Annotated in this window: 25 protein-coding genes; 14 read left to right on the forward strand and 11 right to left on the reverse strand. The window is 58.8% G+C overall.

The features are described from left to right. Positions 1-1,575: 1,575 nt before the first annotated feature. The 8 genes from BLW69_RS23130 (at position 1,576) to BLW69_RS09805 (ending at position 12,860) form a co-directional block, all read left to right on the forward strand. Positions 1,576-1,704: a hypothetical protein gene (locus BLW69_RS23130; RefSeq protein ID WP_280141284.1), complete on the forward strand. Its 129-nt coding sequence runs from the start codon at positions 1,576-1,578 to the stop codon at positions 1,702-1,704. An 82-nt stretch (positions 1,705-1,786) separates the two neighbouring features. Further along, complete coding sequence (locus tag BLW69_RS09770) at positions 1,787-2,566, forward strand: hypothetical protein (RefSeq protein WP_092661674.1); 780 nt, start codon at positions 1,787-1,789, stop codon at positions 2,564-2,566. Beyond that, a complete protein-coding gene (locus tag BLW69_RS09775; RefSeq protein ID WP_092661676.1) occupies positions 2,566-4,962 on the forward strand; it encodes a Mu transposase C-terminal domain-containing protein in 2,397 nt (798 codons plus the stop codon). The genes BLW69_RS09770 and BLW69_RS09775 overlap by 1 nt, the downstream gene beginning before the upstream one ends. After that, positions 4,959-5,912 carry an ATP-binding protein gene (locus BLW69_RS09780; RefSeq protein ID WP_092661678.1) on the forward strand — a complete coding sequence of 318 codons (954 nt, stop codon included), beginning with the start codon at positions 4,959-4,961 and terminating at the stop codon, positions 5,910-5,912. Before BLW69_RS09775 ends, BLW69_RS09780 begins: the two co-directional genes overlap by 4 nt. Further along, positions 5,912-8,095 carry a TniQ family protein gene (locus tag BLW69_RS09785; RefSeq protein WP_092661680.1) on the forward strand — a complete coding sequence of 728 codons (2,184 nt, stop codon included), beginning with the start codon at positions 5,912-5,914 and terminating at the stop codon, positions 8,093-8,095. The genes BLW69_RS09780 and BLW69_RS09785 overlap by 1 nt, the downstream gene beginning before the upstream one ends. Next, on the forward strand, positions 8,092-8,943 hold the full coding sequence (locus BLW69_RS09790) for an AbiU2 domain-containing protein (RefSeq protein WP_139283832.1): 852 nt from the start codon (positions 8,092-8,094) through the stop codon (positions 8,941-8,943). Before BLW69_RS09785 ends, BLW69_RS09790 begins: the two co-directional genes overlap by 4 nt. Positions 8,944-9,268: 325 nt before the next feature. Then, positions 9,269-11,080: an ATP-dependent nuclease gene (locus tag BLW69_RS09800; protein ID WP_092661685.1), complete on the forward strand. Its 1,812-nt coding sequence runs from the start codon at positions 9,269-9,271 to the stop codon at positions 11,078-11,080. Then, positions 11,067-12,860 carry a UvrD-helicase domain-containing protein gene (locus tag BLW69_RS09805; protein WP_092661686.1) on the forward strand — a complete coding sequence of 598 codons (1,794 nt, stop codon included), beginning with the start codon at positions 11,067-11,069 and terminating at the stop codon, positions 12,858-12,860. Before BLW69_RS09800 ends, BLW69_RS09805 begins: the two co-directional genes overlap by 14 nt. A 79-nt stretch (positions 12,861-12,939) precedes the next feature. On the opposite strand, the gene BLW69_RS09810 is transcribed toward BLW69_RS09805, so the two are convergent. Next, positions 12,940-13,518 carry a carboxymuconolactone decarboxylase family protein gene (locus BLW69_RS09810; protein ID WP_092661688.1) on the reverse strand — a complete coding sequence of 193 codons (579 nt, stop codon included), beginning with the start codon at positions 13,516-13,518 and terminating at the stop codon, positions 12,940-12,942. Positions 13,519-13,630: 112 nt separating this feature from the next. Next, positions 13,631-14,185, reverse strand: a complete 555-nt coding sequence (locus BLW69_RS09815) for a periplasmic substrate-binding domain-containing protein (protein ID WP_092661690.1) — start codon at positions 14,183-14,185, stop codon at positions 13,631-13,633. Positions 14,186-14,313: 128 nt separating this feature from the next. On the opposite strand from BLW69_RS09815, the gene BLW69_RS09820 reads away from it, so the two are divergent. Then, positions 14,314-15,057, forward strand: coding sequence for an alpha/beta hydrolase (locus BLW69_RS09820; RefSeq protein WP_244508794.1), 744 nt, complete (start codon positions 14,314-14,316; stop codon positions 15,055-15,057). Positions 15,058-15,116: 59 nt separating this feature from the next. On the opposite strand, the gene BLW69_RS23135 is transcribed toward BLW69_RS09820, so the two are convergent. Continuing rightward, the gene (locus BLW69_RS23135) at positions 15,117-15,242 is read right to left on the reverse strand and encodes a response regulator (RefSeq protein WP_280141285.1); all 126 of its coding nucleotides are present in this window, start codon (positions 15,240-15,242) and stop codon (positions 15,117-15,119) included. 254 nt (positions 15,243-15,496) lie between these two features. Between BLW69_RS23135 and BLW69_RS09830 the strand changes: the two genes are divergently transcribed. The 3 genes from BLW69_RS09830 (at position 15,497) to BLW69_RS09840 (ending at position 17,963) form a co-directional block, all read left to right on the forward strand. Next, positions 15,497-16,285 (forward strand): alpha/beta fold hydrolase, encoded by a 789-nt coding sequence (locus BLW69_RS09830; RefSeq protein ID WP_092661694.1) that lies wholly within the window; start codon positions 15,497-15,499, stop codon positions 16,283-16,285. 9 nt (positions 16,286-16,294) lie between these two features. Beyond that, the gene (locus tag BLW69_RS09835; RefSeq protein WP_092661696.1) at positions 16,295-17,401 is read left to right on the forward strand and encodes a PAS domain-containing sensor histidine kinase; all 1,107 of its coding nucleotides are present in this window, start codon (positions 16,295-16,297) and stop codon (positions 17,399-17,401) included. Positions 17,402-17,567: 166 nt separating this feature from the next. Continuing rightward, on the forward strand, positions 17,568-17,963 hold the full coding sequence (locus BLW69_RS09840) for a response regulator (RefSeq protein WP_092661698.1): 396 nt from the start codon (positions 17,568-17,570) through the stop codon (positions 17,961-17,963). Positions 17,964-18,245: 282 nt separating this feature from the next. Here BLW69_RS09840 and BLW69_RS09845 read toward each other — a convergent pair whose 3' ends face one another. The 3 genes from BLW69_RS09845 to BLW69_RS09855 all read right to left on the reverse strand — a co-directional run bounded on the left by BLW69_RS09845 (position 18,246) and on the right by BLW69_RS09855 (position 20,740). Beyond that, entirely contained in the window at positions 18,246-18,671 is a 426-nt protein-coding gene (locus BLW69_RS09845; RefSeq protein ID WP_092662475.1) for a VOC family protein, read from the reverse strand. 213 nt (positions 18,672-18,884) lie between these two features. Further along, positions 18,885-19,685 (reverse strand): NADPH-dependent F420 reductase, encoded by an 801-nt coding sequence (locus tag BLW69_RS09850; RefSeq protein ID WP_244508796.1) that lies wholly within the window; start codon positions 19,683-19,685, stop codon positions 18,885-18,887. 65 nt (positions 19,686-19,750) lie between these two features. Continuing rightward, entirely contained in the window at positions 19,751-20,740 is a 990-nt protein-coding gene (locus BLW69_RS09855) for a zinc-dependent alcohol dehydrogenase family protein (RefSeq protein ID WP_092661700.1), read from the reverse strand. A gap of 140 nt (positions 20,741-20,880) precedes the next feature. Between BLW69_RS09855 and BLW69_RS09860 the strand changes: the two genes are divergently transcribed. Next, positions 20,881-21,249 (forward strand): winged helix-turn-helix transcriptional regulator, encoded by a 369-nt coding sequence (locus BLW69_RS09860; protein WP_174061172.1) that lies wholly within the window; start codon positions 20,881-20,883, stop codon positions 21,247-21,249. A gap of 118 nt (positions 21,250-21,367) precedes the next feature. Here BLW69_RS09860 and BLW69_RS09865 read toward each other — a convergent pair whose 3' ends face one another. Beyond that, the gene (locus BLW69_RS09865; RefSeq protein ID WP_348271843.1) at positions 21,368-22,072 is read right to left on the reverse strand and encodes a tyrosine-type recombinase/integrase; all 705 of its coding nucleotides are present in this window, start codon (positions 22,070-22,072) and stop codon (positions 21,368-21,370) included. Between BLW69_RS09865 and BLW69_RS09870 the strand changes: the two genes are divergently transcribed. Continuing rightward, a complete protein-coding gene (locus tag BLW69_RS09870; RefSeq protein WP_092661702.1) occupies positions 22,065-22,931 on the forward strand; it encodes a transglutaminase-like domain-containing protein in 867 nt (288 codons plus the stop codon). The genes BLW69_RS09865 and BLW69_RS09870 overlap by 8 nt on opposite strands. Positions 22,932-23,094: 163 nt before the next feature. On the opposite strand, the gene BLW69_RS09875 is transcribed toward BLW69_RS09870, so the two are convergent. The 4 genes from BLW69_RS09875 to BLW69_RS09890 form a co-directional block, all read right to left on the reverse strand. Then, a complete protein-coding gene (locus BLW69_RS09875) occupies positions 23,095-24,471 on the reverse strand; it encodes a YncE family protein (protein ID WP_062455357.1) in 1,377 nt (458 codons plus the stop codon). After that, positions 24,468-24,884 (reverse strand): DUF305 domain-containing protein, encoded by a 417-nt coding sequence (locus tag BLW69_RS09880; protein WP_082476265.1) that lies wholly within the window; start codon positions 24,882-24,884, stop codon positions 24,468-24,470. The genes BLW69_RS09875 and BLW69_RS09880 overlap by 4 nt, the downstream gene beginning before the upstream one ends. Before the next feature lie 125 nt (positions 24,885-25,009). Next, positions 25,010-25,627 carry a DsbA family protein gene (locus BLW69_RS09885; protein WP_062455360.1) on the reverse strand — a complete coding sequence of 206 codons (618 nt, stop codon included), beginning with the start codon at positions 25,625-25,627 and terminating at the stop codon, positions 25,010-25,012. A 63-nt stretch (positions 25,628-25,690) separates the two neighbouring features. Further along, positions 25,691-26,833 (reverse strand): TDT family transporter, encoded by a 1,143-nt coding sequence (locus BLW69_RS09890; protein WP_062455362.1) that lies wholly within the window; start codon positions 26,831-26,833, stop codon positions 25,691-25,693. Positions 26,834-26,861 lie beyond the last annotated feature (28 nt).

Raw genomic sequence — 26,861 nt, forward strand, 5'->3', positions numbered from 1 at the left:
TTTTAAGGTGACTGAAGAGGCATTGGGCCGAATCAGCGAGTCCATTCCCGAAGTTATGGTTAACAGGAATTAACATCCAATCTGGTCGATTTTTCCGCCCTTTTCTCCTGTCCAGCTTGCCTTGCAGGCTAAAAGATGAATTTCCGATTGCAGTAGGTAAAGCGTAGCCGATTGCTGTGTATCGAAGGGTTTTGCGTTAGGCATGTCACCCGCAAGCCCCTTTTCGGCAAGCGTCGTACGGCCAAAGGGCGCTGGAGCGACTTGCCAACGAAGTCTCTCATTCCTTTATTGAATTCAGCATGTATCCGCTCGTTCAGGCACGGGTAATCGGCAGTTTTACGCTGGCGCCCGCGTAGTGAAGAACCTCGTCAAGGTCTTCGTCGTTATAGACCCTAGTATCACGTCGACTTCACATAAGAACTTTCGAATAGGAGCGCTGCGGCGGCCGCGATCGACGACCCCGCCAGTCGCCCGAACGGTCGCCGGCGCTCGAACGCCATGCTCGAGTTTCTTCGTGGGGTCTCCCGCTAGCGGTTCTGAAGTCTTCGCACGAAGACGCCGTCTGGTATCTCAAGAACTCGGTATGACGCTCTCGGCCGACGAAAACAGTCTCACGATACGTGCGTCTTGGATCGCGTCCTCGCTCCGCGAAACGACGAGGGTAGGGACCAGACCATGCCGAGATCAACGAGTCTACGTCGGTGCGCCCGTCGGCGTCGGGGTCACGATATCAAAGTCTTCTTTTATCGGCGTGGTCGGCCACTGGCGGTGCTGCGCATCGCGGCCGACCCCGCCATGGGAGGACGGACGAGAGTGAGGCGCCCCTCGTCGACGACGACATTGCGCGGGTTAGGGATGTTGAAAGCGCGGGGCATTCGGGAGCGGACTGGTTGTCTCGGCGGAACCCGTTAACGAAGTGCGGCGCGGCGAGAAAAACTGTTTCAGAGACCTTTTCGCCGTAGGTGCCTGGGGCCACCATCCAGCCATCTTGGAAGGTCGTTTTCTTTTGCAAAAACGACCCGGAACGCGTTCATTGCTTTCGTGAGTGCGAAACGAGGGAGCAACCGACATGCCCATAAAGAACAACGGGCCACCCATTAAGGATGGCCCGCCGGATATAGGAAACGTATACGAACATTAGGCGTGTTCGGACACGAAAATCAAAACATGTACCAACATTGTTTGACGAAGATAGCTTTGCCGGTTGCCGCGAAGCTGTCAACGGATTTCCTATGCCCGGCGACCGGCAAGGTTAACAGTGTATTTCGTGGGTGGGGCCCGGTTGACTTTGAGAATGTGCCCGGTAAACAAAACGGGAACAGACGGCTTTCCTTGCCGTAACCTCAGGGGGAACCCTCGAATGACCCACGGACTGCACATAGCGAACGACCTGCGAATATGACGGCCTAGCGCCGCTCATTGTCGTTCGCCTGCATTCCGGAAGCCTCCAAAGGGTACGGTCCCGCACCTCTCCGGATATCGATTGATAGATACGCGACCACCACCGCGTGTCCTCTTCTTTCAGTTCATCGTACCGACGCGCCGCGAGCGCCATCGGAAAAGGAGAAATGCATTATGTACATCCACGATAGCTCATTCCTGAACGCCCGTCTCCTCGCTGTCGCCGACATCGACAGCCTTGGCGGCGATTTCCAGACCCTCCGCGAGCTGCGCGAGGAATGGGAAGGCCTCTTCGACATCTAAGACCGTCGCAAATCCGATCTGGAACCAGCTCCGTCGCGACCCCGCGACGGGCGAGGGCGGAGCTATGCCGAAAGGAACTGACATGCAAAGCGATAAGGAATTCATGGGATTCGGAGAGGATCACGAGCCTCTCCGGGTCATCGGGCCCGGCAAGCGCGGGCAGTACATGCGCGGGATTTTCTCCACGCAGAAGTCGAACGAAGGCGCCATCCGGACTTTGCAGCCGCTGACGATGGACGGGCTCGTGGCGTTTGACGTTCATCCGGACGTGGTCTGCATCCATGCCTTCCCGATCAAGGTTTCGTACATGGAGGCGGATCGGTACGGACCGACCGGCTCTGTCGAGCACATCCCAGAATTCGGCGTATGGACCCGCGACCAGCGCGCGATCTACTACGACGTCATCCGGCTCGAAGACCAGCGTCCTTGGATGCCAAGGCAGACAGAGCGAATCCGCAACGCGCTGGCGGATTTCAACGCCCACTACAACGTACTGGACGAGGAGAGCATCCTTATTCAGCCACGCCTTCGCAACCTTCGGATCGTCCGCTACCACGCCCGGCACGCCAAGGAACATGCCATCGTGCGCGTACGCCAGGTCCTCCAGCAACTCGGACCGGTCACGACGATCGGTCACGTGACAGCGGGGGCGGGACTGCCAGTCCTGGAGAACCAGGTCTTCGACGAAGACGGGGTCATCGTTCACACGGAACGCCTCGCCATCGACGACGCGTTCACGGCACTGATGAATCTGGCCGCCGCAGGCGAGGTGAGACTGGACATGTCCAGACCCAACCTTCCTGACGCGACCCGCGTAAAAGTCACGGAACGTTACCTCTACGGCATGGGAGGAGACGTCTGATGTCCATCCATGGAAAAATGGGTTCGTTTCTCAACGCCGAAAACCTTATGTACGCACTCGACGAGGCGGACCTCGAGCTTCCGGTCGAGCCTACCCGCAAGGAACGGTCACCTGTTCCCGTCCAGCGGTTTCTCTTCGTCGCGAACCAGATCGTCGCCCTCTACAACAATTCCAAGGGCAAAATGGGCTATTTCCAGGCCATTTCGCTCGACAAGCATGGCGGGACCGAGAAATGGACCTTCCAGAGTACGCTCGGAGGCGGACGCGTCTATCTCAGCCACTGGCAGATCGCCGTCATGGAGGGGCAGCGCCGCATTCGTCCGTTGGAGAACGGCAAGGAGAAGAGCGAGGCGAGAAGGCCGGAGGACATTCTCAGCGTTGACGACGTGGAGGAAGCGGAAGCCCGGAAAAAGCGGGATTACTGCCTGGCCCTCATCGAAGCGACCGACGGCGGCAAAGTGCCGCTCGTCGCGAGCCTCAAGAGGAAGGTCGCCGCAGAAGTCGCGCAGAAGGTCGGCGATAAGAAGGTCCCTTGCAACACCACCCTCGACGGCTGGCTGAAAAAGTACAAGAAGCAGCCGTGGAACAGGCTCCTCGCGCTCGTGAACGGCACGTCCAGAGGCAATACCGCGCCTCGGTTTCACCATCTCATGGAAGCGCTCATCGCCGACATGGTCAAGGAGACTTGGCAAGACACCAACGGCAAAGGCACCGACGTTCTCCAGAGGCTCGAGGACGCGCTTGCGCAGGATGAAAACGCGGCCGTTCTCGATCTTATCGAGAAAGGCGTGACACGCGTTCCCAGTAGCCGGACGCTCGAGCGGCGCTTTTACGGCGTGGACCTGTATGTAAGGGATTGCTGGCGCTACGACGAGGAGACAGCGGCCAGGAACAACGGCTTCTTTACGGGCAGGTCACTCCCCGATCACGCGCTCGGCGTCGTCGAGGTGGATTACACCTCCGCCGACATCAGCGTGTACGACGACTATCTGCCGATCCTGTTCGGTCGTCCACATGTCATCTTCCTGAAGGACAAGAAGACAGGGTCGGTGATCGGATTCGGAATCCATTTCGAGAACGAGTCCTACCAGACCTTTTTGGCCACGCTCAGGCAGGCGATGTACCCGAAGGACATGTCGGAGTACCCGGGCATCACATGGCACCAGTATGGGCCCATGCTTGTCCTTGTCGTCGACAACGCGAAGTTCTTCGTAGGCGACGACATGCGCCACGCCTGCGTCACCCTGGGCATCGACCTTCTTGAAAACCGCCCAGGCGAGCCTTACGGCAAGGGCGGTGTCGAGCAGATGTTCCATCAGCTAAACCAGAAGGTTTTCCATCGCCTGCCGGGCACGACCATGTCGAACGTGGAAAAATTGAAGAAGTTTCCCGACTCCAAGGGTCTTGGCAAGCCCGTGATCCTTCTGTCCGCGCTCATCCAGTTCGTGACGCTCTTCATCGCCGAGTATCACGACACGCCGCGGCTAGGAATCGGCAACAACCCCAGGGTCAAGAAGACGCCGAACCAGGCCTGGCTCGAATGCATGCCCGACCTGCGGCCACGGCTTCCGATTGATCCGCACCTGTTCGTGTCGCTCGCAGGCAACACCGACGAGCTTACGATCCAGTCGGACGGGATCACCTGGGACCACATCAAATACTGCTCGGCCGATCTTCTGGCACTTCACGCACACCCCAGAAACAAGCGGAGAAAGAGGGGCTTCACCTCGACCAGATACAAGGTCACCCGCGACCCCTCGGACCTCGGACGCATCTGGGTTCGCGACCCATATCGTAAAATCAGCATCGAGGTCCCTGCGGTAGGAACCTGGGCTAAATACGCCGATGGCCTGACGCTTTTCCAGCACCAGGCAATCGTCAAGTATTACAACACGACCTCCAAGCGGCCCGTCAAGAGCGCCGATGACCTCAGGAACGCCAAGCGCGGCCTGACCAGGAAGCTGCGAGAACTCGAAGAGGACCGCGGTCGCGGCAAGACGGCAACCGCCAACATTCTGGCCTTTCACGGCCAGATGACCAAGAAGCTGCGCAAGAGCCAGATCGTCGCGATCCCGGACAGCGAGGCTGTCAGCGGCGAACAATTCGATCTCGACAACCCGCAGAAGGTCGGTCGCGCCGGGGCAAAGTCACCTCGAAACCCCGAAAGCTACCAAGGCAACCCCGAGCGCCACGTCACCGCCGACCCGGACCTCGGTATCGTCGAGAGCGATCCTCAGGCCGCGGCGGTGGAGGAGCGCGCGAACGCGCCCAAGCCCAACAAACCGAGGTCGGGGCCGAAGCGCAACGCCCCCGCGGTGACCACCTCCAACGACGACATCTTCAAAAACCCGGACGCGCTCGCCGCGATGCTGAAAGAAATGGGATACGACAAATGAGCTATTTTTTTGACTTCCACACCGAGGTATTCGAGACCGCCGAGCAACGGCGGTTCGTCGTTGAGAACAAGTCGCGGGACCAGCGGCAGACCATGATCGAGCATCTGGTCTTCCGCTACCCGAAGTTCGACGAGATCGTCCATAACCTAGCGAAGTTCCACAATCCGGTCGAAGGCGGTCACGCACAGTGCGGCTATGCTGGAGGCCTGATGGGCGACTCCCGCAGCGGCAAGACGGCCATCCTCAGTGCGCTTAGCAAGATGCCGGAACACAAGCCCGTACACCTCGCGGACGGCACCATCCATTATCCGATGGCGTATATTCCCGGCCGCGCCGACATGAACAGAGCGGACCTCGTCGGGGAAATCTTCGAAGCTACGGAGGCAACTTCCGTCCCGAGGCTCACCCGTGAGGCCGCCAAGAAGCTGGGTGCTTGGCGGGTCCAGATGTCAGGGGTCAAATTACTCGTCGTCGACGACGCCCATTTCATTTTCCAAAGCAGACGGGACATGAGGGAAGGCGTTCTCGACATCCTGAAGAACCTTCTCGACCGCCGTCTGTGCAACATCCTCCTCGTCGGAATGGACGACATCGACAGCGGCCTGATGCAATTCGTCCAGCTCTATCGGCGCGGACATTTTCCGGCGCAGCGCATCGACGCTTTCGACGAGAGCGTCACGGCAAAAGTCGACTACAACGGCTTTCTAAAGGTGGTTTCGAAAATGCTGCCTTTCGAGATGGAGTCCAGACTCGAGCAACAGGGTTACTTCGGGGCGTTCCTGGAGCAGACGGGAGGCTTGCGAGGGGCAACGATGGATATCGTGATCGATGCGGGTTGCTACGCCCTCGACGATCGTGCCACGCACGTGTCCGGCCGCCATCTTTACCAGGCGTGCTTCAAGCGTGCGAAGCCAAGGCAGAAGAGCATCCCGTTCGAGGGGTTGAACTGATGTCGAATGCACCCCGCAGACTCTACTCGTATTGGCCGTTCCCGCCAGCTGAAACGGAACCCGCTCACGGATACTCCCTGCGTCTCGTCAAGGCGCAGGGAGAAACCAGCCTACGCAATTTCAACATCTGGAACCAGATCGAAACCGAACACCCAAAGCCCAACAGGATGATGAGGGACCTCGAGGCCCACCCCATTCCGGAGGAGTGGCTGTCGAGACTTCGTGCCAATACCCCGATCAGGCAGGGCACATTTCATCATCTCCGAGGACACAGACTCAACTTTCTCCAGGTGCGGCTACAGCCACGACGCTGGTGCCGCGGTTGCCTGCACGAAGAAGCGTACCATCGTTCGTGGTGGGATATCGAATCGATCCATTTCTGCCCGTTCCACGGCGGAGAACTTGAAACGACCATCGAAGGAGCCGGATCGGTCACCTGGAAGTGGCTCGACTTCACCCACACCAGCTATGGTATCGACTTCGGCAAGCAAATGGATCGCATCGAAGGAGCCTCGCCCTACGCGCGCTACCTCCTGGGGAGGTTCGGCTGGGCCGAGCCTTTCTGCGCACCGTTGCTCGACGGTCTTGATATCAGCGACGTGATCGAAGCCTGCGAGTTCGTGGGACAGACCCTAGAGTCGCCCTTGCGACGGGAGACGTCACCGAAGGGCAAACACACCGCCGAGATTGGGTTTAAAGCACTCTCCGGCGACAGAGGCGACCTCGCGGAGGCTTTGAGGAGAAGGCTGCAGACGTATGACGACATCCCCGACCGAGAGAACATCATGTCGTATTTCCAGGCTCCGTACGTACGGCTGAACGAGCTGACACGGAAGTCGCAGGGACTTGTCCGGCGCGCCTTCCGGGAGGCCTACGTCTTCGAAAAGGAAGGCCTGGCGCGCCGGATCGTCGACAGCGACCTCGATGTCGAGTTCATCACCACCATCGAGGTCGGCAAGAGACTCGGTATGGGGCCGCAGACAGCGCGCAAGATCGCGGCTGCCTTGGGCGTGTACCACGGTTCCCGGGACCTCGGCACTATTGCAGCGAGCGCGATCGCCGCCATCGGCGACTTCAGGGACGGCCTGATTACGAGGTGGGAAGCGTACAAGCGTCTGGGCCTCCCAAAGGGTACGATCAACCATCTCGTGCGGGCAGGATTCCTGACGATGTTCGCCGCCGCGAACGTCGGCAAACGGACAGGCGGCAGGTTCTCTCCGCACGAGATCGACGGTCTCCTCCGCATGATCGAAGCCTTGCCAATCACGGGCAAAGGGGATCGGCCATGCAAGTTTAACGGATACCATCTCGCTTACAACATGAAGCCGGGCGAACTGGCATGCGCATGTCTTCGTGGAGAAATGACGGTTATCGCTCGGAGGAAAGGGCGGGGCTTCATGCGCCTCGTCCTCGAAGGTCGGCCGGAGGGCGATCCTCCGCGAAAGCCGTCCGCCATCCCCATTATCCGCGACCCGGGAACGGTATCACTCTTCGAGGCTGAGGCGCTGCTCAACCTGACAGGCGCGGCGGTGAGGCGGCTCGTTAGAAGCGGACATCTGGTGGCCGTCAAACAGCATTCGAAAATCACCCTTCTCAAGCGCGATCAGGTTCTAGCCTTCGGATCAGCGCACGCGACAGCGGCAGACTACGCGACGTGTCTGATGATTGATCCCAAACTGCTGGGAGACAGGCTTGTCCATCTTGGCGCCAAGCCGATTGTCGCACTGGGTCGAGACGGTAAGTCCGGCAGGGCGCTATTCAAACGCGCGGATATCTTGAGGCTTCTGGACCTCGACGTAGACCCGACGGTGTTTGACGATCCCCGCATCGTGCGGTTCTGGACGGCCTTTTCCGTGGTGGCGGCCCACAGATGCCCCTCCCTGATCCTTCCGCCGCGGCTGCCGCCACATGAGTTGTTCCTACGCGACGCACGGCGCTCAATCCGCGTTACGTTACGCCATAAAACCGGAAGCGCTGAAATCTCATGCGTGATTTCGGCGCTCAAGGCGCCAAAAACCAGGGTCTTCGTCGATCTCGGGAAGGAGGAAGATGAAATTTCAGCAATTATGCTGGTCGATGCGATCAGCGTGGCGGTGGACCAAGGTATCAAGAAACTGAACGCGTCTCGAAGGGCGACCTATCGGAACACCAAGGCAGGGCCAGCGAAAGCGGCGAGGCCGTGATACGCTACAACGGTCGCCGGCGAATCTTCCGAACGGCCGGCAATCGAGACATTATATACGTCGCTCCGCAGCGAAGGGAAAACATGGACGTCGGACAAGCCACTAGGTGGGTCAAGTTGATCGTCCCGATGCTGCGGCAGGACGTGGAAACCGCAGTCCTCTCCCATGAAGTCATGGAGGCGCAAAACGCCGTCATTCCTCCGGGGCTGAAAGGGCATCGCACGGATTTCGTCAACACCTATGGCGCTATACAGAACGCACTGGTCCTCAAGCTGGCGATGGACGTGGCCCGCGTCTTCGATTTCAGCGTGGGGCGGCCTATCGAGCGGCAAGACATGGCTTCGATACCCGTCCTTGCCATGCTCTTTCGGACCGGGTCCGTGAAGGAAACGCTCGTCGAGAACGCCTCGCAATGGCTGTCTGGCGTCGAGTGGGCCGGAGCCGAGGACGGCGATAGAACCGCTGACCTCCAGGATATCGCGCTCGAACTCGAGGAAGATCATCGTCTAGCTGACGGGGATGCGTGTCGGTCGGCGATAAACGATTTTCTTGTCGTCAACGACCGCGTGTCAGATGTCGGCTCCGAAGAGGGTCTGGCGCTGGCTCGGGTCAGGGCTTTTCGAAACCGTAGGCTCGCCCATTCGCTGTTCAACAAGGAACCAGACGAGTATCCCAGATATTCGGACCTGACGATGCTACTCGAGCTGGCCAAGAAGGCCGCGGCGCTGTCGTCCCTGGCCGTCGAGGGATTGAACGTCAATTTTGAGGAACAAACCTCGCGCAACAGGCAGAATGCAGAGGGCTTCGCCGCACGCGTCCTCGATGGCCTGAAACGGTCTCCAGATTAGGAGAATCCAGCCTACCCGAACCTGAACCCGAACAGTCGGCCTTCGCTGGCGTCCTGCAGGACAGCGGGGAGAACGCGCGAACGCGCGTCGAACCCCTCCGAGAACTCCAACTTTTCGAATTTGTCGGAGTTCAGCATGTCGATGTACTGTCCACCGACTTTCGCTGGTCCGCTAAGGTCAACGAAATGAACCAAGTGTTCAATTGCAAGGTCGACCATCCATGTCGATATCGCTTGTCAATCCTCAACTCTTCTCTTCGGAAGCTGCATCGGGGCTCGGAGACTCAACCGATGCGTGATAAGCGGATGTATCGAAGAGGTTCAGCATGCGGGTCACTCGTCTATCTATTCGCAACTTTCGCGGGGTCCGAGAAGCAATGCTCCTCCTGCCCCGCCACGGTGTTTTCATTGGCGACAACAACACCGGAAAGACCACCATATTGGAGGCGCTGGACCTCGTACTGGGGCCGGACCGGCTCAACAGACAGCCGCCGATCGACGAACACGATTTCTATCGAGGAATCTATCTTGCTCCACAGGCGACACCCGGGTCCGATACGCCTAGCGATCCCGAGGAAACTCCTCCGCGTATCGAGATCGAAGTCTCGGTCGCCGATCTTTCTCCCGAGCAGAAGGCCCGTTTCGGCGACTACGTCGAATTCTGGGATAACGCCAGCAACACCTTCTACGACGTCCCCAATCCCCAAGGGGTCGACACCTCGTCGATCATTGAGGCGATCCGCGTGACGTTCCTTGGATACTATGATCCGGAAGAAGACGACTTCGAGGGCAAGACCTTCTTTTCGCGGAGCCTTGCAGAGTCCGATCGAGGCGTCCCGTTCTCAAAGAAAGACAAGCAGCTCTGTGGCTTTCTATATCTGAGGACCCTCCGCACGGGCGCAAGGGCACTTAGCCTGGAGCGAGGTAGCCTGCTCGACATCATCCTACGGCTGAAAGAAGTGCGTCCCCGGATGTGGGAAGACACCCTTTCAACCCTAGCCGACCTGCCCGTCGCGAGCGATCCGGCATTGGGCATCTCGCCGGTCCTGGAGAGCATCAATAATGCCCTGAAGAAATACGTTCCAAAAGAGTGGGGTGTCGAGCCTCACCTGAAGGTTTCGACACTGACACGCGAGCACCTCAGAAAGGTCATAACCGCCTTCATAGCCACGGGCGACGGAAGTCATGCCGCGCCGTTCTATCGGCAGGGAACCGGGACGATAAATATGCTCGTCCTCGCGATGCTGTCACAGATTGCCGAAGGGAAGCTGAACGTCATTTTTGCAATGGAGGAGCCGGAGACGGCTATCCCACCCTATGCGCAGAAGAGGATCGTGCATGAGGTCCGAACGCTGGCGTCGCAGGCGCTTTTCACCTCGCATTCGCCCTACGTCCTCGAGGAGTTTCCACTCGAGGACACAATCGTGCTCAGTCGATCGAAGACGGGGGAGCTGATTAGGAACACCGTCGCTCTACCCGACAACGTCAAGCCGAAGCGCTATAGGCAGGAGTTCAGGACGCGGTTTTGCGAGGGCCTGCTCGCCCGTCGGATACTCATCGCCGAAGGTGCGACGGAGACAACCGCGTTTCCTGCGGCATGCCGTCGGCTGTCGGAGTTAAACCCGAAACGATATTCGTCCGTGGAAGCGCTTGGCATCTGTGTCGTCGATGCCGGAGGGGAAACTGCGATTCCAGGAATGGCGCAGCTTTATCGTGGCCTGGGCAAGGCGACATATGCGATCTGTGACAAGCAGAATGATACGAACCTTTCGCTCATCGTCAAAGACGTGCAGCTCCTCCTGATGCACGATGAAAAGGGTTTCGAGGCAATGGTCCTTAACGGAGCGAACCACGCGGCCATGAAGCGCTTCGCGGTGTCATTAGACTGGCCGCAACATCTAAAGCAGAAATACAGCAAGCCCGAGGACGATGCCAAGGCCGCCCTGGAAGATTACTTCATCTGGGGAAAAGGCAACGGGAGCATCGCGGATTTCGTGGCTCAGTGCTCTGAAGCCGAAATGCCCGAATGGCTGAAGACCGCCTGCTCTAAGCTCAAAGACTTCTGCACGGACCCCGATATCTTCGACTTAATTTGGGGACAGCCACTCCCCGAGGTGCCTGAAGATGCAGCTGAGTAAAGGGCAGCTGGATATCATGGCCTCGAAAGGCCACCTCCTCGTAACCGGGGGGCCTGGCTCCGGGAAAACTACGATATCGATATTGAAGGCCGGTCAGCTCATCGACGCTCTGCCATCGGGCCACAAGGTGCTTTTTCTGAGTTTCGCCCGGGCGACAGTATCGCGGGTAATGGAAGCCATCGATGCAGAGAAGGATATCGCCCCGGAGATCAAGCGGCGTATCGATGTCGAGACATACCATTCGTTTTTCTGGCGGATATTAAAAGCGCACGGATATCTGCTCGGTTTGCCTCGGCGGCTCACCATCCTAACCCCTCCTGCCGAGGCGATCGCCCTCTCGGAAGTCAGGCATAGCCATCCGGGTTCCTCCGACGGCGGAAAGGCGGCGCGTAAGGTAGCCGAGGAGAAGGAACGGTGGCGGTTGGCAAAAGTGGAAGGTCGCGTTTGCTTTGACTTCTATGCTGATCTCGTTGGAGACCTACTTCAGCAGAGCAGCCGCGTGCGGCAACTGGTGTCTACGATGTACCCTTGCGTCATCCTCGATGAATTTCAGGACACGAACAAAGGGCAATGGAGAGTCGTGCAAGCCCTTGGACGTGATTGCCGCCTGATCGCGCTAGCCGATCCAGAGCAGCGCATTTTTGATTTTATCGGAGCTGATCCTAAGCGGCTTGATGATTTCCGTGGCGAATTTGCGCCTACGGAAGTCGATCTCAGCACCGACAACCATCGAAGTCCGGGCACGGAAATCGCTAAGTTCGGCAACGACGTCCTGAAGGGCGTCTTCCAACAAACCTATGCAGGAGTTGAATTCGAAGTCTTCGAAGCTCTCTCGAATTTGGCGATGTCGAAGCTGGTAACGACAATATATGGCGCGCGCCAGAGACTTATACATGCTGGCGTGAAGGACTGGTCACTGGCGATCCTGGTGCCGACGAAAAAGATGACCCGGTTGGTCTCTGACATCCTGCGTGAACCGCCGGGAGGCATGGCGGCCATCCGGCACACGCCCGTCATCGACATGGAAGCTGCCATCCTTGGCTCGGAAGTTGTTGCCTTTCTGATGCAGCGCCCGGGTTTCCACCAGTTCGAGGACTTCGTAGAACTCGTGTGCAACTACTATCAGGGCAAAGGCGGCAATGACCCCACAAAAAGCGCGCTTGAGATGGCAGCCAGACTACATAAGGCGCACCAGGAGCTAAAGGATAGTCTGCGCGCGCAAAGGCCCCTTAGGAAGACCAGTATTATCAACGCCACCCTTGCCGCGTACGAGAGTGCGCGCGGAGTGGTATTCACGGGCAACCCAGATACAGATTGGCAGCTCGTGAGAAGCGCGCTGGCCGATTGTGCTTGTAGCAGACTGAAGGAAATCGCTACGGAGGTCCGCAACCTACGCATCCTTGAACGCGGCACGGAACTTCGCCATGCCCTGTCGGAAGACTGGAGGCAGAACGGTTCTTACCACAATAGCCTCAAGATAACTCGCCAGGCGTTCGTTCGGGAACACTTCTCCACCGGCGGAAAACCGGAGCGAGGCATAGTCGTGATGAACATGCACAAGGCCAAGGGAAAGCAATTCGATGAAGTGATCGTGTTCGAGGGTTGGCCGATTAAGAAAATGGGAAAGATCATCTACAACGGCGACCGGATCGTCCGTTTCAATTCGAAGGACGAGGTGGACGATCAGGTTCGACAGAACCTGAGGGTGAGCGTCACCCGCGGGAAACGACGCGTAACCGTGATGACGCCCCGGATTGATCCTTGTGTCCTTCTCGTATGACCGTAGCCATCTCCCTTTGATGCCGACGGTGCAGCCGTCCGACCCTCGTCGGCGGAGAAGGGCCCCAGCCGAAATGGTCCTATTTCCGTCCGACCGCCATCATCTCCCTGACATCGGGGTCGTCATCAAGGAATTCCGGCTCGACGGTCGCGCCGACCGCGTCGAAGTAACGGCTCATGAAATTTCTAAACGAGGCAGCCAGCGCGATGTCGGCGATGTTGACATCAGTGAGACCCTCATCCCGCAACCGCTGTATGTCGGCTTCCGTGATCTTGGACGCGTCACGTGTGATCTGCTGTGCATAGGCCAGCATCTCGACCTGCTGCTCGCTTAGCCCGGCGTTGCGGTAGTCCGTCCTGATCGCCAGAACCTGATCACGGCCGAGCTCGCCCGAAAGGCTGCGGAAATAGACGTGCGAGCAATAGCTCGATGGCACGTCTCCCGCCACGACGAACGTGATCAGGCGAAAATTGAGGAGGCCGAGGGAAAAGCCGTCGCGTATCCGGTGGAGCAGGTTCTCGATAGGTGCGATGATATCCGGGCGAGCGGACCAGCATTGGGTGGCCTGCATGACCTGGCCCATGGAGCTGATTTCCGCTTCGTAAACCGCGGCGATTTCGCCTGTCGCCTCGCTTGGTTCGACCGTCTTGATGAACATCAGGCGCCTCCATCTGTCGAGCTTGCGTGAAGATACCCGAAAACCAAGGAGATACCACGGACATCAGTGAACGAGGTGGGTCAGCCATGCCGTAACAGCATCTCACATGTCCTCAGCTAAAAGGGTGTCCCTTGATGCCTCGACGAGCCACCGCTTCCGCTCTCACCAGATTCCATCGCTCGAGTTCCAGCAGGGCATCAGGCAGCGCACGATGCGGTGATGCGGCCGGCTCGCTCCGCGCTATGACGTCGTTCACCAGGTCTGCGAGTTCCTGTTCCGAAACCGAAGACCCTAGAACCGCTCCGGCGACCGACATGAACGCCTCGTCGGACTTCCGAAGACGCAGTTCATGACGCGGATGTCCAGCTGCACGTAGCAACGCGCTCAGCCATTTCCCGTCCCACGACGGCGCGCTGGCATACAGCTCTTGGTCTGCGAGTGTCGTGACCATCTCGTCCACGATGACGGACACGTCAATGCCCTCGTTGTCGAGTTGTTCACGGGATATACCGTGAAGGGCCTCAGCTTCCGCCGACCAGTCGGTCCATCCCGGTATACGCTTGATCTGGAACGACCGCGAGCGCCCGTCTTCGAACACCCAGGCCACCTCGACGGGATAGCTGTGCTTGCCGAGGGATGAGGCTTCGAAGTCGAGGAAAACGGGCATTGGCATCCGTGAACGTTGATGGGTTTGCGATATGTAGGGCGAGTAACGAGGTTGTCAGTAACGGCGTGACCGGAAGGCGGAACGAAGACGGCGGCACAAAAGTTTGGCCGGGACAACTAGGAACAGTCATGACTACATCGAGCGTCGCCGTCTTGTTTTCCGCATCGACTCTCGCCTTCCTTGCCGTGTCCGCCGTCGCCTTACCGAACTTGTCCATGGCTTCCGGCACATCGTTCCGATCCTTACCGGATACTCGTCAGGTCGCCGCGGTCCGTTCTGAGCGCCAAGATCAGCTGGTCATCCTTTTCCACGGTATCCGGGGTCGCGGGTCAGTGATGGCCGCCATCGGCGACTCCTGGAAGGGGACGTTGCCGGACACGGAATTCGTGGCACCGGACGCGCCGTACGCGCACAGGTCAGGAGGTAGGCAGTGGTTTGCCGTCGACGACCAAGTCATGCGCCCCGACCGCATTCAGGCCGCTAGAAAAGCCTTCGACGACCTCGTCTCAGAGATCGTCGAAGGCGAGGGGTTCGCAGATGCGCTGGACAAAGTCGCCTTCGTCGGGGTGTCGCAGGGCGCGATCATGGCTCTCGACGCTGTGGCGACAGGGCGCTGGAAGGTAGGCGCTTTGGTCAGCTTCGCAGGTCTGTTGCCACTGCCGCCGACATCGTCTTCGACGGAGACCCGGATTTTGCTCATGCACGGCGGCGCGGACAGAACGATACCGTCTGCAGCTTCCGTCGCGGCCAAAGGACAACTCGAGGCAGCGGGGTACGATGTTACGCTCAAACTGTTCCCTGACGTAGGCCACACGATCTCTTCCGAAGAGGCGAGGGAGGCCGCTCGTTTCCTGCAGAGCCATTTGGACTGACCATGTCCGAGCCTTGGAGATGTAGACCGTTCGAGTTGGCCTACAGTCGTTCAACGCGATCAGGACTTGATGAATTCCTGCACGCGTTTCGCGAATGCGTTCATCTCGAACGGCTTGGTGACGATCTGCATGCCTAGGTCGAGATGACCGTTACTAAGGACTGCGGTTTCGGCGTAGCCAGTCACGAACATCACCTTGATCTTTGCCCTGGCGATGATAGTCGGCGGTATCCTGGCCTTTTTCCTCTTCCTCTATCTCACGGGACACGATCCTGACGAGAGCCCGCTCACCCTGATCGAGTGGGTGATCGCTGGGGTCCTGATAGGACCAGGCTTCGGCTACCTGGTCAGGTGGAGGAGGGCCAAGGACCGATAGGACGCCTGTGGCGCATGGCAATCGCTCTGGAACATTGCTAGTGTGCCGCGAAACGGGAAGTATCATGTCGGTCATTCGTCGCAACAACGTCGTCGTCAAAGGTAACGGGAAACGCGCGATCGTATTTTCCCACGGTTTCGGTTGCGATCAGGCCATGTGGCGGCTCGTTTCGCCGTCGTTCGAAGATGACTTCACGACCGTCCTGTTCGACCATGTCGGCGCGGGTAAGTCGGACTTGAACGCGTACGATGCTGACAAGTATTCCAGCCTTGCAGGATATGCCGACGACCTCGCGGAAATCGGCGAGGAACTCGGCCTGCAGAACGCGGTCTTCGTGGGACACTCCGTCAGCGCGATGATCGGCGTTCTGGCATCGGTGAAGGCTCCGAGCCTCTTTGGCGATCTCGTGCTGGTCGGCCCGTCGGCGCGCTATATCGATGACGACGGCTATCACGGCGGTTTCGCGCAGGACGACATCGATGAGCTGCTCGCCTCTCTCGGCGACAATCACATGGGATGGTCATCGGCCATGGCACCCGTGATCATGGGCAATGCCGACCGACCGGAGCTCGGCGAGGAACTCGTCGACAGCTTCTGCCGCACCGACCCCGACATCGCGAGAAGGTTCGCCAAGGTGACCTTCACTTCCGACAACCGAAGCGATCTCCCCCACGTGAAGGCGAGGACCCTTATCCTCCAGTGCCGCGACGACATCATCGCTTCGGAAGAGGTAGGCGAGTATGTCAGAGACCACATCCCCGGAAGCAGAATGGTACTGCTCGACGCGACCGGGCATTGTCCCAATCTCTCGGCCCCGGGCGAAGTTGTCGCCGCGATCCGCGAATTCGTCTAGTCGAACCCTATGTCATACGTTCCTGACCACGAAGACCTTTTCGACAACGCTCCCTGTGGATATGTCGTGACCGACAGCCGCGGCAGCATACTGATGGCGAACCGAACGCTCGCGACGTGGCTCGATCTCGAAGCGGCGGCACTGACGGGAAAACGGTTTCTCGACCTGATGCCCGTATCGGGGCGCATGTTCTACGAGACCCACTTCTCGCCAATGCTCCGCATGCAGGGCTTTTTCCACGAAGTCGCGATCGACCTCGTGAAAGGGGACAAGTCGAGACTGGCAGTGCTCGCCAATGCAACGCAGAGGACGGAGGGCGAGGAGACAGTCACGAGGATCGCGATTTTCCAGGCAACCAGCCGCCGGAAATACGAGCGTGAACTGTCCGACGCGCGTGCGGAACTGGCGGCCGCCAACGCTTCGCTCACTCAGACGGCCAAACTTCGCGACGAGTTCGTGGCGATCCTCGGACACGACCTGCGAAATCCGGTCGCGGCGATCGGAAGCGGGATGCGGGTCCTCTACAAGGAGGAACTTACGCCAAAGGGCAGGAAGGTGGTGGAACTGGTCGAGGGCAGCGTGCAACGCATGTCCGGCCTGATCGACGACATCCTCGACCTGAGCAAGGCGCGTCTTGGGGGCGGTCTTACTGTCGTCAGGCGCGCCGAACCGAATCTGGCCCACGAGATCGGACAGGTCGTATCGGAGGTAGAGGTCGGAGCGGGACGATCGATTGCGACGCGGCTGGACTTGCCGGGTCCCCTGTACGTGGACAGCGCTCGGATAATGCAGCTACTCTCGAACCTTCTAGGGAATGCCATTTCCCATGGCGCGGCGGACCAGCCCATAGAGGTCTCGGCGGTTATCCGGGAAGGTTGTCTTGAAGTCGAAGTTTCGAACGGCGGAGACCCGATCCCTAGCGAGACCCTACCAAGGCTCTTCCAGCCCTTCTTCCGCGGCAACGACTCGGCAGGTACGCAGGGTCTCGGTCTCGGCCTTCATATCTCGTCAGAGATCGCGGAAGCTCACGGTGGAACGCTTGACGTGTCATCGTCACCCGAGCGCACAACCTTCCTCCTCAGGATACCCTGCGGAGAGGGTCCGCAAGCGATCTAGCTCCCCTCCCAGATCGTGCCGACCCACCGTGGCACCCTGTCGGTCACGTCTCCATTGGACAAGACCCGCTCTACTTTGAAAGTTCTTTTCAGAGAGATCGAGTATTCCAGTAACGCCCTCAGGACGACCTACAGGAACCAAACGCGGTTCCGGCGCTTTAGGCCGTATGGAAACCTCTGAATTCGCAAAACTCTCTGAACCGATCGCCCTCGTCGTCGACGACGAACCGCTAGTCCTGATGGACACGGCGGACATGATATCCGACGAAGGCTACGCCGTCGTTGAGGCCAGGACCGCCGACGAGGCGTACGCGTTTCTCGACAGGCATTCCTCGCTCCAGCTTCTGTTCACGGATGTCCAGATGCCAGGCAAGCTGGACGGGTTCGCCCTTGCGCGCGCCGTCGCGGATCGTTGGCCGCATATTTGTATTGTCATAGCCTCAGGCGCGGCGGTTCCCCGGCAGGGGGATGTGTCGGGAGACGCGACATTCATCAGCAAGCCAGTGTCTGCCCAGCTCGTGCACGAGGTTTTGGTCAAACATGGAATGCCACGTACGAGCTGAGCGTATTAGATGGGGTCACGTCTAAAAGCATTTCCAGCGCTACACTGAACGCTCATTGAAAGCGCTCCCCTTTCAGCCTAATGGTAAGCCGTTTTCTCCAGTACGATCATGGTCATTTGAGCCGTTATGCAGCCTTTCTGAACGATGGCGGCGCAATGGGTGCGTTGATGCGTGCCCATGGTAGATCGAAGACCTCATTTCTTACCTCGTCTCGGCCCGAAGCGGACGGGCCTAAGGCAGGTTCACGCGTCCAGCGTTTGTGTTGGCGCTCCGTCCACAACGTCAATCTGCTGGAGGGAGCAAATGAGGGTTCCAAACCACATCCCACAAATGCCCATCGGGATCACGGAAATAGCCAGCGTAGCCGCCGTAGAAGGTAGATACGGGGGATTTCACGATCTCGGCTCCGGCCCGCTCTGCGGTATCCATCACCTCATCAACCTCTTTCATCGTGGTGACATTGTGGGCAATGGTGAAGGACGTGGAGCTAGGTGGCTGTAACGGCAGCCCCGTGTCATGAGCAATGTCACGCTGCGACCAAACTGCTAGCTTTAGACCTCCAGCCAGATCGAAGAACGCGACCGCTCCGTGCTCAAACTCCTGTCCGATGATACCTTCAGTTGGCAGCCCCAGACCATCGCGATAGAATGAAACCGATTTTTGCAGGTCAGAAACGCCCAGCGTCAGTACTGATACTCTAGCTTTCATGCCCATACTCCTACTCTCTGCACGCGCACTATGCTCATGCCATCGTAGTCTTGGGCCGCTTGATATGAGCGGAAGGACCCACCTAGTGGGGGCCGGGCCAACCTTCCCGAGCCTAACCTGTTTCAGACCTGACCAAGCTACCTCCCCGTGACTAAACCGTCAAGGAAGGCCGCTTGTAGTGCATTCCTGCAATGACCTCTGTCGGCTCAAAGCCTACATGGCGATATTGGGGACTGCATGGCTGGCGGCTGAAAAGCGGCCAGCCATGGCGTCACATGCAGATAGCTCGAGCCAGGCGGACACCAAAGTCGGCGTCCGGATTTGTTGCGTCGCCGACCCTTCCTGAATGGCCGCGACAACTAGATCACGCCGCCTTGGCAGTCGAGCTTTCTCGGCCTTCGCCAGCGCATCGGGCATCTCTTTACGGATAAGGTCCGTGCAGTAGCCGGGAGCGCCAGGCTGCTGCCGCCAGGATTCGGCGATCGTGCCAGAGTAGACTGCATCGAGACCTGAGTCTTCGACGAGTCTCAGCCCTACCTCGCGATCGCGGTCACGGTCGGCCGCAACAGGTATCGAAATTCGCCCGGCGCTACCTGCGGGTTTGCCCTTCCGCGCGAAGGAGTCCGAACCGATTGCGTTCCAAGCCTTGACGATGGGGCTGCCTAGCTGCTCGGAGACCCAGACGCTTTCGACCTTCCCTTCTTCGATCTCGGCGATCTTCTCGTCGCGCATCGGATAGTAGTTAGACGTATCGATCACCACCGTGTCTTCCGGAACGGCCGCCAGCAACGGCGCGATGCCCGGTATGCGGTTCAACGGGATCGAGAGGATAATCGCATCTGCGTCTTTTACAGCTTCCTCGGCAGTGACTGCTTGACCGCCAGAGGCAAGCACCTCGGAAGGGATTGTCTCCGGCCCGCGCGAATTTGCGACCTTCACGTCATGCCCCGCAGCGCTGAGCGTCTTAACCAAGGTTTTTCCGATGTGGCCGACGCCAAGAATTCCTATTTTCATAATCGTGTTTCCATCCTGTTGTTTCACGCCTATGGCGGGAGAAACTCCGCCATAGGCGTGGCGGGTTAGACAGTGACGACGATCTTGCCGATCTGCTCGTTGCTTTCCAGGAAGCGGGTCGCCTCGCCAATGTTATCGAAGGTAAACGTGCGCGCGATCAATGGATCGAGAGACCCCGAGCGCAGCCCGTCATTGATGAAAGTCTTCGCGCGGGAAAGGATCGAGTCGTCGGAGACAATCTCCGTATAGAGATAGCCCTTCAATGTCAGGCTCTTGCCGAGGACGGCGAACTGGGGGAACGGGCCTTCGTCCGGGCTGAGAGCCCCGTATTCAAGCAAGATGCCGCCGACTGCCATGCATTCCGCAAGCTGCGCGATAGCCGGGCCGCCAATGGGATCGAACACAACCCGCGCACCCTTGCCCCCTGTGATCTCCGTAACGCGGGCTGCAAAATCGTTTTCTTCCGTCGCGATGACATGATGCGCGCCTGCCTTGATCAAGGCTTCCACCTTCGACCCGGTCCGCGTCGTGGCAATCACCTTCGCGCCGACGCTGCGAGCGATCTGGATTGCGGCAACGCCGACACTGCTCGATGCCGCGGATACGATCACGAACTCGTTCCTCGTAAGTTTTGCCTGTTCAATCAGCGCGCCCCAGGCCGTGACATACTGCATCCACGATGCCGCCGCCTGTTCGAACGACAGGTTCTCCGGATGCTTTACGACGTGACGGCCAGGGACGTTGATGAGTTCGCCGTAGGTGCCCCATCGCGCCATGTCGAGCGTTGGAATAACGCTAACCGCATCGCCTTTGGCGAACCCCGTAAACGCGTCCCCCATCGCAGTAATCGTGCCCGACGCTTCATAACCGAGCATCGAGGGGAACTCAGCCTCCTGCAGATACGCATGGCGGCGGAACATCACCTCGGCGCGATTAAGACCGATGGCCTTGACTGCGATCTGCACCTCGTCACTCGCCGGAGCGGAGACATCGATGTTGTCGATCTGGAGAACATCGGGTTCCCCGTATTCATGAAAGCGGACAACTCTCGTCATGCTGAAATTCCTTTTAGCTTCTTCCGCGCGCCGTAAATACAGCGCGTATCATCAGACGCATTTCGCAACTGGAAGCGAAATTGAAAATACGGTAATCAAACGCACATAGTGTCCAAAAGTATACCGTCAACGAGGCTGGAATGAACAAAGATCGGAACTACGACGAGGTCCCCGGCTGCACGATGTATGCGGCGCTCAATCTAATCAGCGGCAAATGGAAGGGCATGATCCTGTACCATCTCCTGAAGGGAACTCTCAGGTTCAACGCCCTGAAGCGAGAGCTGGGAGACTGCTCTCAGCGTCTTCTGATCAAGCAGCTTCGAGAACTTGAGGAAGACGGGTTGGTGGCACGAAAGGTGTTCGCGGTCATCCCTCCCAAGGTTGAGTATTCCATCACCGAGGAGGGAAGAACGCTCGCGCCCATTCTGCTCGGGCTGCGGGACTGGGGTCACGGGTGGCTTAATCGGCGCAACTTAGTAGCCCGCGACGATCATCTTGATGCTGCGTAGCGAAAGAAGCGGAGTCGCAGCTTGAAGCAAGGCGAAGGAGAAACGACCAGGCGTACGGGAAGCAATGTCCGCTGATGGCGCGAGAGGGACCATCGGCAATCCGCCGATGGTCCCGAACTTACAGTTCAATCTGCTCAGCGATCCGCAGAGCATCGTCCACCTCGACACTCAGGTATCGGACGGTGCTTTCAAGCTTGGTGTGACCGAGCAGAATCTGCACGGCTCGGAGGTTGCCAGTCTTCTTGTAAATCTGTGCCGCCTTAGTTCTTCTCAGGGAGTGGGTCCCATAGGCGCTGGCTTCAAGTCCGATGGACGTTACCCATCGCTGGACAATCCGGGCGTACTGCCTCGTCGACAAATGCTGCGACGTCTTGCGCCGGCTTGGGAAGAGATAGCTGCCGCCGCTACGTCGGACGAATGGGAGCCATGCTACAAGTGTAGCTTTCGTTTGCTCGGTCACTTCGAACTGTACGGGCCGCTTTGTCTTTTTTTGTATGATGGTGGCTCGATCCCTGACCGAGCTACCAGACCATAGGTCTTCGCCCCTCAGTCTTACATGGTCGCAAGCGCGAAGCTTGCTGTCTATGGCGAGATTGAAGAGCGCCAGCTCTCTGATCGCTCCGCTCATTTCCAGTCGAACACGGATCGACCACACGTTCTTGGGCTGAAGTGAGCGCTTCTTACCAACAAGAACTGAGCGTGATCGGATAACCCGCTGAAGTCGGCCTTCGGCCTGCAGCGGCCCAAAGCGGGCGTTCGCCGTGCGCTTGACACCAATAAGCCCTCGCCGGATCATCCGGCCTTGGAGGATACTCATGGACATGGTTACGCTGGACTACTTCCGAGAGCCGGGACCGCATTCCACGGCAAAGAAGAACAAGGTCGGGCTGGCAGGCGCTCCAACGGACATCGCCGACCTAGCCGCCTGGATTCAGGGAAGAATGCTTCACGAACACTGGGCATCGAGATATGGCGAAGAGCTGACCCCGGAGCGCCGTGAACTCTCGCAAAGGAGATCGGTGGACGCCGTGCTGGACGGCCTCCTTGCGGGGGGCAATTCACCACGTCCTGCTGCGGGTCGAGCGGTTGGTGTCTGCAGCCATTTCTCGCTGCTCGCGGTGTCGGCCTTGCGAGCGAGCGGCCGTGCGGCCAGGTCGCGGTGCGGGTTCGGCACTTATTTCGCTCCCGACAAGGCGATCGACCACTGGGTGGTGGAGGTCTGGAATGGTGATCGCTGGCGGATGGTCGATTTTCAGATCGATGACTTTCAGCGCGCAGAATTGGGGCTGGTCTTCGACACTCTCGACTTGCCGTCGGGTGAGTTCCTGCTGGCCGCCCAGGCCTGGCAACTCTGCCGGCGTGGCGAGGACGACCCCAATCGCTTTGGCATCTTCGATGAAGGCGGCTTCTGGTTCATCGCCTCAAATATGATCCGTGACCTCGCCAGCCTGAACAAGATCGAGATGCTGCCGTGGGACGACTGGGGGGCGATGCCAGCCCCAGACGCGGAGATCAGCACCGAGGAACTACGACGCTTCGATCATTTGGCGGAGGTTCTGCTCGACCCGGACCGTCATAGGGAAGAGCTCCGTTTACTCTATGGTGCTCCAGGATTCGGCATGCCTGGAGAGGTCTTCAATGCTGTCAGGCAGGTTCGTGAGAAGGTTTCGGTCGTGCAGTAGGTACAGAGTTCGTCGGCGGAAGCTCTGCATGCTCGGGTACTATGCGATCGCAAATACCAATGACCGCTGTTGGCCCAAACAGGTCATCTGCTTGCTTTAATAGCGGCAGGCGCACGCCGCCTAACGAAATAGCACTACGCCTGCGGCTATCCAACCGACAATCCTATCGAGACTTCAAAACGGCATCCTTAGATGGTTTGGCACCTTCGACCAGGATCACGTTGGGAGATGTTGACGCTTCGCCCGCATTGACGATCGCACGTGTGGGGCTGGTTGCGGATGCCATCGCGGCTCCCTTGGCATCGGTCTTGAAGGCGACGATCGGTTCCGGCTGGCCTTCGAAGAGCAGCGTGTAAGTGGTGTCCGGCTTCAGCTTGGAAACGCTGACGTCGACGATATCGATCAAACCGAGATTGCGCGAAACGATCATGCCGCTGCCCTCCATATTCTCTGCGGGCTTGAGCCTGAGGGTGATGTTCTCGGGCATATCCTTTCGCGGCTCCAAGTTTTGACGGCCATCACCGCCCACAACTGCGTCGGGAACATAGATCAGGGCCTGCGGAGCTTGGCCGGAGGGGATGTGGGCGATCTTCGTCTGCTTTTCGGTGTCGATGACATCGATCGCATCGCCATTCTCCAGTCCGACATAGATACGGCTGCCGTCTCCGGAGCCCCAGATGCCATGCGGAAGCGCACCGACCGGTATGGTGGAGACCAGTTTGGCGTCATCGTCGAGTGTGTAGACTTTCACGACATTCTCGCCGCCAATGGTCACGTAAGCGAGGGTGCCAGCGGGTGTCTTGGCAAAGGCCAGATGGTTTGTGATCGGGCCGGTATCGATAACACCCTTGACCTCGAGGGTTTTGGTATCGATCCGCGTTACCTTGCCGACGTCCTTGTGGGTCAGCCAGGCTTCCTTGCCGTCGGGCGTGACCTGTATGAACGGCGAGAAGGGCGACACGACCGGGATGGCAGCTAGCAGCTTTTTCGACGCCACGTCGAAGACCTGGACGACGGGGTTGAAGCTGTTTGCGACGAAGGCGCGCTTGCCGTCGGGCGCGAAGATCGTCATGCCGGGGCCACTCTCCGTCTTGATCCGATCGGTCTCCTTGAACGTCTTGGCGTCGATGACCGACAGGTAGTCTTCTCCACGAACCGTCACCCAGACATGCTTGCCATCGGGTGTGAAGAAGGCTTCGTGCGGGTTGCGGCCGATATAGGTCACACCCTTCACCTTGTTGGTCGCGGTATCGATGAAGGTCACCGAATTGGTAACGGTGGAGACAGCAACGATTGTTTTATGGTCCGGCGAGAAGCCGAGACCGTGAACATTGACCTCGCCCTTGTAGAGAGGGCTCAGGACGTTCGGCCTTGGATCACCTAGCTTGATCAGACCCAGAAGCGTGTTCGTCGAGGGATCGATGACGGAAACCGTGTTGCTGTTCTGGTCGGCGGCATAGACTCGATCCTTGGCGTCCGGAAGAGCCAGGGCGGGAGATGCTGCGAGTGCGGACATCAGAACCAGGATGGAACGTTTCATTTTACGGTCTCCAGAGTTGCGGCAGGTTGATTGCCCGACTGATCGAGCATCGTGTGCATCAGTTGAATCTCATAGGTCTGCTCGGTGATGATCGATTGAGCGAGGTTTCGAATTTGCGGGTCTTTCGTGCTGACCAGAACCGCCTTGGCCATATCGACAGCGCCCTGATGATGCGGGATCATTTGCGCCAGGAAATCCCTGTCCGGATTTCCGGTCTCAGGAACCGACATCATGCCGGCATGCATCTTTTCCATTGCAGCCTTCATGCTTGCCGAGAACGCATCTGCTGCTTCATTCTCGCCCGCCGGTTCGGGCTGATGATGCTGGTGCTGCTGTTCTGACAAGGCGGGGCTGAGGGAACAGAGGCCTATGCCGACCGCCGTTGCGATAAGAACTGTGACTTTGGCGCGCATGAGGTCTTCCTTTCGACAAGAGTGGGTAAGAACCCCCCGAGGCGGGATTCATTCCCACGTGACGGACAATCCGTGCTCACGTTCCCGTGACTGGGCTCCGGGTGCTCTGCATCGGGCCTTTCTGATCAGTCGGCTTGTGCGGCGGCGATAGCATCGGAGACCTCGTCGAAACTGCGCTTCACTTCGACCCGCTCGCCGTTGACAAAGAACGATGGCGTGCCGGCCACACCGAACTTCTGACTGGCCTCGGTCGTCACGGCATTGAGCTTGTCCAGATAGGCCTGATCGGCAACAGCGCGATCGAAGCCCGCACGGTCGATGCCCATGCTAGCGGCGATCTCGCGCAGCACATCCTCGGCGTTTGAGGCCGAAGCAATCTCATCGGACTTCGACATGAAGGTCGATACCGTCTCATCGAATCTGTCCTGGCCCCGCGTATTCGCCAGCATGAAGATGACGGCATCCGCCGAATTTCGCACGAAGGGCCGGTAGGCGATCTTCAGCTTGCCCGGTGCCACATACGTCTCCTGCAGCTTCGGCAAGTCTTTTTCATGGAAGGCGATGCAGTGACTGCAAGTCGGGGAGGAATAGACGACCAGCGTGACCGGGGCCGTCTTCACTCCAACGATACTGTCCTGGAGCACAGCCGGATTCATCAAGCCCTGCACGGGGTCGGCCTTGGCGGACCCTACACATCCCAACGCAATGCCGCCGACAATCACGGCCATAATACGAAGCGTCATATCTTCTCCTGCTCGGTTCGAGAAAACACTCCGACATGGGCAGACGCCGAAGTGTTTCGATCATCAGTCTGCCTTGAGGCAGGGCGCGATAAAGAGGGAGCGGTCGAGTGCACCCTTGATCGTCTTGGCCGCAACCAGCAGCCACATGCAGGCAAGGGCAGTGACCAGAACCGCTCCGAAGACTGCGATGGCCGACATTGGCACCATCGTCGACAGACGAAGCGTGGCCACGGAAAACACGCCGAGCGGGAAGGTGTAGCCCCACCAGCCGATGTTGAAGGGCAGGCCCTCGCGAAGGTAGCGCAGGGTGATCAAGACGGCAGTGGCCAGCCACCAGATGCCGTAGCCCCACAGAAGTATCGCGCCCAGGAAACTGGCTCCGCCGAAGGCCGGAGCAACGCTGGCCAATCCATTGGCCGCGAGCACAGCGGGGCCGGTCTGGCTCATCACGAGAAGGCCGAGGGCTCCGGTTCCGATCGGGCCAAGCGCCAGCCAGCTCGAGGCGGCCATGTTGACATGCGGAAGCTTGTGGACGGCCATGCGCAGGAACAGGATGACCAGGACGCTCATGGCAAGCGGGACCGAACAGGCCCACAGAACCAGGCTGGTCATCAGCACCGTCAACTGTGTCTGGGCGTCGGCGATATGGGGCAGAAGCAGACCACCGCTGACGGCCGCCACCTCGCTGGCCACGATCGGCAGCAGCCAGACTGCGGTCATCTGGTCGATCGAATGCGACTGGCGGGTGAACATCATGAACGGGATGGCGAGGCCGCAGGCAAGCGACATCGAGACGTCAATCCACCACAGCGTCGTTGCGATTGCTACCGCCGTGTCGCCGATATGCGGGATGCCGTAAATCAGAAAGCCATTGATGATCGTGGCGAGGCCCATAGGGATGCAGCCGAAGAACATCGATACGACCGAATGGGAAAAGACCCGGCTTGCCTCATGGAAATAGAGCGTCCACCTTGCAGCGTAGAGCGCCGTGCAGGTGGCGAACAGCACGATGTTGAACAGCCAGAGCGCCTCGCCCATGGCGAACAGCCACAAATGCCCCGGGAACTGGGCGAGAGCAACAGACAGGATACCGGTGCCCATCGTGGTGGCGAACCAGTTCGGGGTAAAGTTGCGGATGATATTGCCCTGCATAGGCACATCTGCGACGTGTGTGATGGGCTTAGTGGTGGCAACAACCTGTTGCATGGCTTCTCTCCTGATTATTGAGGAGAAA

The sequence above is a fragment of the Rhizobium sp. NFR12 genome (genome assembly GCF_900108545.1).
In the GTDB taxonomy this organism is placed as follows: Bacteria; Pseudomonadota; Alphaproteobacteria; order Rhizobiales; family Rhizobiaceae; genus Neorhizobium; species Neorhizobium soli.